We start from the raw sequence: 7,759 nt of genomic DNA, 5'->3' as shown, positions 1-7,759 counted from the left end.
TTCGGATTGCAGGCTGCAACTCGCCTGCATGAAGCCGGAATCGCTAGTAATCGCGGGTCAGCATACCGCGGTGAATGTGTTCCTGAGCCTTGTACACACCGCCCGTCAAGCCACGAAAGTGGGGGGCATCCGAAGTCGCCGCGCCAACCCCGGTTTTTCGAAACTGGGGGGGCAAGCGCCGAAGATGAACTCCGCGATTGGGACTAAGTCGTAACAAGGTAGCCGTAGGGGAACCTGCGGCTGGATCACCTCCTTTCTAAGGATTCCAGGCGCCTGCTTGTCAGGTGCCTAGTCACGCGAGTGGTGACATTCGCGTGATAGGAATGGGGACGGTCCTTGTGCTCACTTGAGATCAGCCGGCTCGATGCTTTCGCAAGAGCTTCGAGACCGGCAAACTACCAAACTATGTCAGTAAGAAACCCGCACGGGTCAGCCAGCCCGTCGCGGGTTTTTTATTGCGCCGGCCGGTATCAAACCGCGGATCATCCAACCACGTATGACGCGGATGGGCATGGATCCCGTCATACTGTAGGGAACCCCGGCGCGTCGCGATGCCGTTCCGTGCTCCGCAGGCCGCGGTGCAACGACGCAGTTGCGACTGGCGGTCTGTAGGGAACGCCTTCTGTGACGTTCCGAGCCCCGCGCATCGATGCGGAGCACGGATCGGCGCGTGGCACCCATTACGATGCGAACGGCTGCCGTATTTGCTATAACTCGTCCATGCCAGACCCACCCTTTGACGGAAAACTCGCTACTCACAAACCGCTGCCGCAGGGCAAGGCGTTCTTGATCTGCGAGGAAGCCGAGCTCGATGACATAACCGGCCAGTTCAGCTTTTTCAATGTCGTCAGCTCGCTTGGCTTTCCGAAATTCCCGGCCGAGTCCCCGCCCTTGGCCATCTATTTGCAACTTTACGACGGAATTGGCCGCTATGAATTGGGTATCGAGCTGCGAAACCTGGCGGATGATACCAGCGTCACGGCCGAGAACTTTAGCTCTTTGGACTTTCCCGAGCGGCTTGTTAAGATGGAATTGGTGCTGCCCATTGACGCCATGCGGTTTCCGCGTCCAGGGCGGTACGAGCTTGTTATTTTGTTCGAGGGCCAGGAGTTGGCAACCCAGTTCATTGACGCCGAGGTTTCAAATGGCAGCGAAACGCGATGAAAATGATGGTCCAAACGGCGCGCCGGAGAAGACGGTACAAAGCACTGAGGCGCAAGGTGAACGCAGGCGGAAAGGCCGCGTCATTACCGCCAAAGACGCGGGCTGGGTGACGCCGACGGCCTTTGTGCTTCCCATCAAGCTGGTTCCGGTCGATCCGCCAAGGCTGATCAAGAAAAAGTCGCCGGCAGGTTGAACTTCTGCGCATTCGACGATGGCGGAAAACTCGGGTCTGCCACGTCGGGCACCAGCCGTGCGGCCACTGGCCGTTCGTTTTTCAGGAACCAACTGGCATCACGCCTGCCCGTCGCCAAAATGCCGGCGGCAGTAATGGTAGGGGTGAGGCTCTTCAAAACGACCGAGGTTGTCGAGCACGGTGACAATCCGGCAGCGTTCTGTGCCGTCATTCCTTTTGCCGCGCAGCCCGCGTCCGACCATTTGCATGTAGCGCACCGCGCTAAAAACCTGCCGCGCGATCAGCACCATGTCGGTTTTCGGCGCGTCGAAACCCGTCGAAAGCACGGTGTGGTTGCACAGCACGCGGATCTCGCGGCGCTGAAAGCGGTCGAGGAAGTCCCGCCGCGCGGCCGGAGGTGTTTTGCCGCTCACCGGCCTGGCGGCCATGCCCGCGAGGTTCAGCCGCGCCGATATTTCGCTCGCGTGCGCCACCGAATTGCTGAAAAAGAGGATCGAGCGTTCGTCGCACTCCGGCAGGTAGTCAACCAACTTCTCGTTGCGCTCTTCGCTGCTTGCCAGGCGCTGATTAATAGCTTCAAGGATATTCTCAAACTCCACACCGGACCACGGCTGTGGTAATCGCGAGAATTGCTCGATTTCTTCGGGTAGCAGGCTCACGCCACTTTCCAGCGGAACGTATTCCGGTATCGCGAGATAGCCTTCAGCCTGAAGGCGCGCGCGCAACTTCTCCTGGTCCACCGGGAACCAGCGATTATCGAACCTTTTGGCGAGTCGCGCGCTTTCGTCATCGTCCGTGCGAAACGGCGTCGCGCTGAGGCCAAGGATCGGCGGTTCGTCGTCTCGTGCCGATTCCTTGCGCGTTGAATCGGCGCCTAGCCAACGAAGCAGCCGCGTGTAACTGGGCGTGATCCCGTGATGGCACTCATCGACCACGACCAGGCCGGGCTTTTGCAGCCAGGCGAGCGGGTCGTCGCCCATGCGGCTATTGAGCGTCTGTATCGACGCCACGACAACGATAGGTTTGTCGCTTTCGCGGACCACCGGATTCGGATTGCCACTCCAAAGCCGGACAATGCGCAAATCGGTGTTGTCGGCGCCGCGATTGATCCAGACCTGCCGGAACGCTTGCACTGCTTGCTCGCAAAGCTCATCGGTTTGCGCAATCCATAACACGCTACGGCAGTCGCCCGCTGGCTTAAGAACCAGCTCGATCGCGGCCTGAACCGTAACGCGGGTTTTGCCGGCGCCGGTCGGCAAGCTGATTACGGCCCTACGGCGGCCTGGCCCGCCGGCAATCAATTCGCGGATACTCTTGAGAACGTCTTGTTGGAAATGGTGAAGCGGCCCCAAGTGAATCGGGCCGCTGATGGTTTCTTCCGCCTCGCGTCTTGCTTGAGGCGACGCCGCGAACGCATCGGGAAAGCCTACGCTTGCAACAAAGTCGCGAGCATCCGCGCCGCCCCACGGCGATGGCGGCTTTAATCCTTCTTCTGTCAATGCGTCCTTCAGTGCCGGCAAAGTCGCCGGACCAAGTTGAGCAAGCACCAGCACCGAGATGCCTTCCACCTGACAAAATGCCGCGACGGTCAGGTGACCGCGCGTAAATCGCCGCAACCGCTGTTGCCACAGCCGCCGCTTCACCAAATCTGCCGAACGTGCCATAACGAAGCTCCTTTGCAAAAGGTCGGACTTGCCCCGGACCTTTGCAAGCTACCCTCGCCGTCAAGAATGGCGGTGGAGAACGGTTACGATAGTGAGACGTAGGTCAGGCTTTCCAACCTGACACTGTCAGGCAGGAGAGCCTGACCTACGCCAACGGCCAAACGTTTCATTTCGGCCCGCGTGAAGTATATTTGCCCGGCCATTCCTCGTAAAACGCAATCGCCGCCTCGCTAACCAAGCGGGAGAGCTACCCACACATTCTGCGGAAGAGTCAAAAGTCTCGGCGGCAAATGGACAGGGGCCGATGGCATTCCTTACGAGCAGTTCTGCGCGAAGTGAAACCCGAACGAGTCGAACCGCCTGGCCGAACCGAAGAAACACAGTTCGACGTCCGAAAGCCAGTGACCCCGGTCGGTTGTTTAGCTGCGAAGCCACAACAACGCCTTTGACCGGGCCGCACACCGTTCGCCCGCTGGCATTGGCGCAGCGCGGCGAATGTGTTGGCTGAGCCTTGTAGACACCGCCCATCAAGGGCACGAAAGTGGGGGGCATCCGAAGTCGCTGCGGCGACCGCAAGGAGCTAAGCGCCGAAGATAAACTCCGCGATTGGGACTAAGTCGTAACAAGGTAGCCGTAGGGGAAGCGTGCGGCTGGATCACCTCCTTTCTAAGGATTCCAGGCACCTGCTTGTCAGGTGCCTAGTCACGCGAGTGGCGACATTCGCGTGATATGAATGGGGACGGTCCTTGTGCTCACCTGAGATCGGCCGGCTCGCAAGCTTTTGCAAAAGAGCGAGCCTGCCCGGCAAACTACCGAACCATGTCAGATAAGAAGCCCGCACGGGTCAGCCAGCCCGTCGCGGGTTTTTTATTGCGCAGCAGTGCCCTCGTCAGCGGCCCCAGAAGACCTCGAACCGTTGCCCTACGCTTGGCCGCTCCTTTTTTCCGGCGGATGCTACCATAGTAATGGCCTTGCGCGTGCCGCCTTGCATTGCAGGCGTCGCGGCCGGCCGGACCCGTACGCCCGCATCCGCTCCAATGAGCCAGCTTGAGTTCGAATCGACCGCTCCCGCTTCCGCCCACCGGCCGGGCGAAGTCGGTGCGCTGCGCGTGGCCGGCCATGAATTGACGATCTTCGAAGAATCGCCGCCGCTGATCGCGGCCATGATCGACGACATCGAACAGGCGCGCGTGCGGGTGTGGCTGGAGAGCTATATCATCGCCGACGACGCCGCGGGCCGGGCGGTGGCCGAGGCGCTGGCCCGCCGTGCGGCCGCCGGAGTCGATTGCCGGGTGATGTACGACTACGTGGGCAGCAACGCTACGCCCAGATCGTTCTTTGCGCGCCTGGAGCGGTCCGGCGTGCAGGTGCGCGGCTATCGCTCGCTGTGGCAGGTGCTGCGGCGGTTCCGCTCGCTGCGCCGCTTCCATCGCCGCGATCATCGCAAGCTGCTGGTGATCGACAACCGCCTGGCCTATTTCGGGGGCATGAACCTCGTCGACCAGAGCGGCATCCGCACCGTCGAAGAGGCGAAGGCCCGCCGCCTGCCGGCCTCGGCCGGCTGGCGCGACGTCCACGTGCGCTTGTTCGGCCCCGGTCAGGCCGAGGTGGCCGAGGCTTTCGCGCGGCTGTGGCGAAAGTCGCAAATCGCCCCGCCGCGCCGGCGCTGGGCGCGTTGGCCGGTCCGCCGCATGCTCAGCGAGCAGGGCGAGGGGATTTACTTTTTCGACAGCCGCCCGCAGTTGCGGCACCGCCGCCCCACGCGCGTGCTGGTGCCGCTGTTGCGGCGGGCACGGAAGAACATCACCTTGTCGATGGCCTATTTCATTCCGCAGGGCCGCGTGCTGCGCGAGCTGAAGCGGGCCAGCCGCCGCGGCGTGAAGGTGCGCGTCATCATACCCGGCACGAGCGACGTCAAAACCGTGCAGTGGGCCACGCGGCACTTGTACCAAGAGCTGTTGCGCTACGGCATTCGCATCTACGAGCGCAAAGACCAGATGTTGCACAGCAAGGTGATGGTGATCGACGACCAATGGTCGATGATCGGCTCCTGCAATCTCGACCCGCGCAGCTTCTGGTTCAACCTCGAGTTTTTTGCCGTCTTTCGCTCGCGGGCGATGGCGGCCACGCTGCGGCACATCTGCGGCTTCGAAATGCGCAACAGCCGCCGCGTGACGGTCTTGGACGTCCTTGGCCGCCCCTGGTGGCAGCGGCTACGCGATCGCATCGCCTGGTCGTTGCGGAAGTGGCTCTGAAGACGCGCTGGCGCATTCCGCGGGGCCGGGAGAACCTGTTTAGCAGGCCTCGCCAAAAGGCTACGCCAGGCGCTTGTAGAGATCGGCGTTCTTCCGCAGCACGTAATCCGCCGCTTCGACGAAGTCGCTATTGGGAGAGTCGAGCCAGCGCTTGATGCCCGCATCGAGGAATTCTTCCGGGGTCAGCCCAGCCTCGCCTGCGCGCTCGCGAAGCCGTCGCGCTTCTTCGTCGGGCAATTCAATTGAGAATCTCGTCATAGCGGTTTTCCATCAGCACTTAAGCTGTTCATGATAGCCGACCTACTTTGCCTTCTGCACGACGTCGATCGTGATCGGCCGGCAAGGAATCGCCACCAGCGTGTTGGCCGCCTGAGCGGAGGCGTCTTTCTTGAACGGCACCTGGGCCTGCCCCAGAAGAACCAGCGTGTACTCGCCGGGACGCACGTTCCCCACGTTCAACTCGAACGTTCCCTCGTTCTGCCCGGCCGCAATCTCCCGCTCGCTGAACTGAAAGCCGCCGGGCAAGCCGAGTCCGATCACTTTGATCGCCGCCGTACATTCCGGCCAGTGACGCTCCGCAACCACTTTCACTTGCAACTGGCCGCTGGCCTCGACGGTGGCCCGCTCCGGCTCTGCCCGCAAACCGTAAGGCGCTTTGTCGATCACGGCCAGCGTCAGCTCGCGCGTCGGGCGGCTGGAACCCATGTTGGCGTCGGTCCAAACGCGCGTGTAGGGACGCACCTCGCGCGTCAACGCCATTTCGCCCCGTTTGCCGGTGGCAATCAGTTTCACCGTGCCGTGGAAGGCCGGCGCGTCGGCGTCGGCCCACAGCACGAAGGTGCCTCGCGTGTCGTTGGGTATCTTCGTTTCGGCGGCATGTACGCCCGGCGGCAGCCCTTGAGCCGTCACGGTGATCGGCTCGCCGTAGCCGTCTTGGCGATGAATGACCAGGTCGAGCCAGGTGGCCCCGCCTTGCCGGACGTCGATGCCCGACGGGCCGGGGTTCACTCCGTGGATCGCCGCGATGTGGAAGTCGGGCAGCGAGCGGTGGACCGTGAGCACGTATTGATAGCGCGCTCCGCCGCGGCCGTAGCGGTCTTGCACCATCAAGCGATACTTGCGGCCCGCTTGCAAATCGACCGACCCCACCGGATCGCGCAAGTGCCCGTCGAAGGCGTTCACGCGGGCACCGAAGTCGTCGATCTCGCTCATGCGGTTCCCCTTGTCGTCGACGACCACGATGTACGGATCGGCCTGGCCGGCAATCCGTTCGGAATAGGCCTGAATCTCGTAGCGCCCCGCCTCCCCGGGGGTGATCTCATACCAGTCGACGTCGCGCGGGCGGTTGAAGCGGCCGCTGACGCTGACGGGCGGCACGAGCGGCTGCTCAAGCGTGTCGTTCGGCTCTTGCTCGACGGCGACCGGACCTTCGACGCACATCAGCGTCAGCGGGGGTTGCGAACCGGGATCGATGGGCACCCGCACCTGAAAGCCGTCGAGCGTGCAGGTGGCCGCCGTCGGCAGCACGGTGTGGTCGGTCGGGTGCTCGATAAAGCGATAGACGCCGATCGCGTCCGCCGCAACGGGCGGCGTGATCGTAAAGCGATACTCTTCCAGCGCGCGGTCGTCGATCGACCACGTCGAGGGTTGCCCGGCGGTGCCGAAGTTGCGGCCCAGCGCCGTCAGCTCCACCGGCTTGCCCGCTTCGACGACGCGGGGGAACACATTCTCCACCTGTGGCCGGTCGCCGATCAGCAGCCGATAAGGATAACCGCCGCGATACGAAAGATCGTGGACCTCGACCAGGTATTCGCCGTCGGCCGGGGCGATGAAGTCAATGAAGGGATCGCGGCCGTGATAATCGCTGCTGGTTGCCAGGACGGCGCCGTCGGCGGCGACGACGGCCAGGCAGGCATCGAGCTCGCTGTCGAGTTTGCCGGCCTGGCAGTCGAGCGTGATCCGCTGCCCCTGCTTGAGAGCCACGCGGAAAAAATCCTGCCCGTTGCCGTCGCTGGCGCCGGCCACGGCGGAGTTGATGGCGGCCGGCTGGGCCTCGGCGGGCGTATTGTTGGGCTCCTTCTCGGCCAGATCGGCAAGTCCCCGCGAGACCGCGAACAGCCGGGGATTGCTCAACCCGTAGCGGCCCAGCAACCTCACGTCGTAGCTTCCTTCGGGCACGTCGGGCGCGACGGTGACTTTGAATTTTCGGTTTTCGGTCCATTCGGCTTTCAGGCCCGGATGATCGAACACGAGTTGTTTGGCGTCTTCGTCGTCGGCCGCGCTGATTTGCAGTTCCACGCTGCTGCCGGCCGCGGCGCCGAGCGGCGTGATGCGATTCAGGCGGACCGAGGGCAGGTCGGCCAGTGCCGCGGCGGCGGTGAACGCAAGCAGCACGATCGCAAGCAGGTTTTGTCGCATGGATTTCGGTTGCCTTCCAAAAACGGTTGACTGAACCAAAACTACACCGCCGGTGCTGCAACTGC

At 62.7% G+C, this 7,759-nt stretch carries 6 protein-coding genes, 1 rRNA gene and 1 other annotated feature; of the genes, 4 read left to right on the top strand and 3 right to left on the bottom strand.

Annotated elements, in window-relative coordinates:
* The 3 genes from VNH11_34890 to VNH11_34880 form a co-directional block, all read left to right on the top strand.
* Positions 1 to 256 (top strand): 16S ribosomal RNA (locus VNH11_34890); the annotation flags it as partial.
* A 464-nt stretch (positions 257 to 720) separates the two neighbouring features.
* On the top strand, positions 721 to 1,164 hold the full coding sequence (locus VNH11_34885; GenBank protein HVA51580.1) for a hypothetical protein: 444 nt from the start codon (positions 721 to 723) through the stop codon (positions 1,162 to 1,164).
* Positions 1,145 to 1,357: a hypothetical protein gene (locus VNH11_34880; GenBank protein ID HVA51579.1), complete on the top strand. Its 213-nt coding sequence runs from the start codon at positions 1,145 to 1,147 to the stop codon at positions 1,355 to 1,357. The genes VNH11_34885 and VNH11_34880 overlap by 20 nt, the downstream gene beginning before the upstream one ends.
* Before the next feature lie 98 nt (positions 1,358 to 1,455).
* Here VNH11_34880 and VNH11_34875 read toward each other — a convergent pair whose 3' ends face one another.
* Positions 1,456 to 3,021, bottom strand: a complete 1,566-nt coding sequence (locus VNH11_34875) for a DEAD/DEAH box helicase (GenBank protein HVA51578.1) — start codon at positions 3,019 to 3,021, stop codon at positions 1,456 to 1,458.
* 372 nt (positions 3,022 to 3,393) lie between these two features.
* Positions 3,394 to 3,687, top strand: a sequence feature (16S ribosomal RNA rRNA prediction is too short).
* Positions 3,688 to 4,058: 371 nt separating this feature from the next.
* Between VNH11_34875 and VNH11_34870 the strand changes: the two genes are divergently transcribed.
* A complete protein-coding gene (locus tag VNH11_34870) occupies positions 4,059 to 5,276 on the top strand; it encodes a phosphatidylserine/phosphatidylglycerophosphate/cardiolipin synthase family protein (protein ID HVA51577.1) in 1,218 nt (405 codons plus the stop codon).
* A gap of 60 nt (positions 5,277 to 5,336) precedes the next feature.
* Here the strand turns inward: VNH11_34870 and VNH11_34865 are convergent, their stop codons facing one another.
* Both VNH11_34865 and VNH11_34860 read right to left on the bottom strand, forming a co-directional pair.
* Positions 5,337 to 5,534, bottom strand: coding sequence for a hypothetical protein (locus VNH11_34865; GenBank protein ID HVA51576.1), 198 nt, complete (start codon positions 5,532 to 5,534; stop codon positions 5,337 to 5,339).
* Positions 5,535 to 5,576: 42 nt separating this feature from the next.
* Entirely contained in the window at positions 5,577 to 7,694 is a 2,118-nt protein-coding gene (locus VNH11_34860; GenBank protein ID HVA51575.1) for a PPC domain-containing protein, read from the bottom strand.
* Positions 7,695 to 7,759 lie beyond the last annotated feature (65 nt).

Source organism: Pirellulales bacterium (assembly GCA_035533075.1).
GTDB lineage: Bacteria > Planctomycetota > Planctomycetia > Pirellulales > JAICIG01 > DASSFG01.
This window is presented reverse-complemented; position numbering and strand designations above follow the sequence as displayed.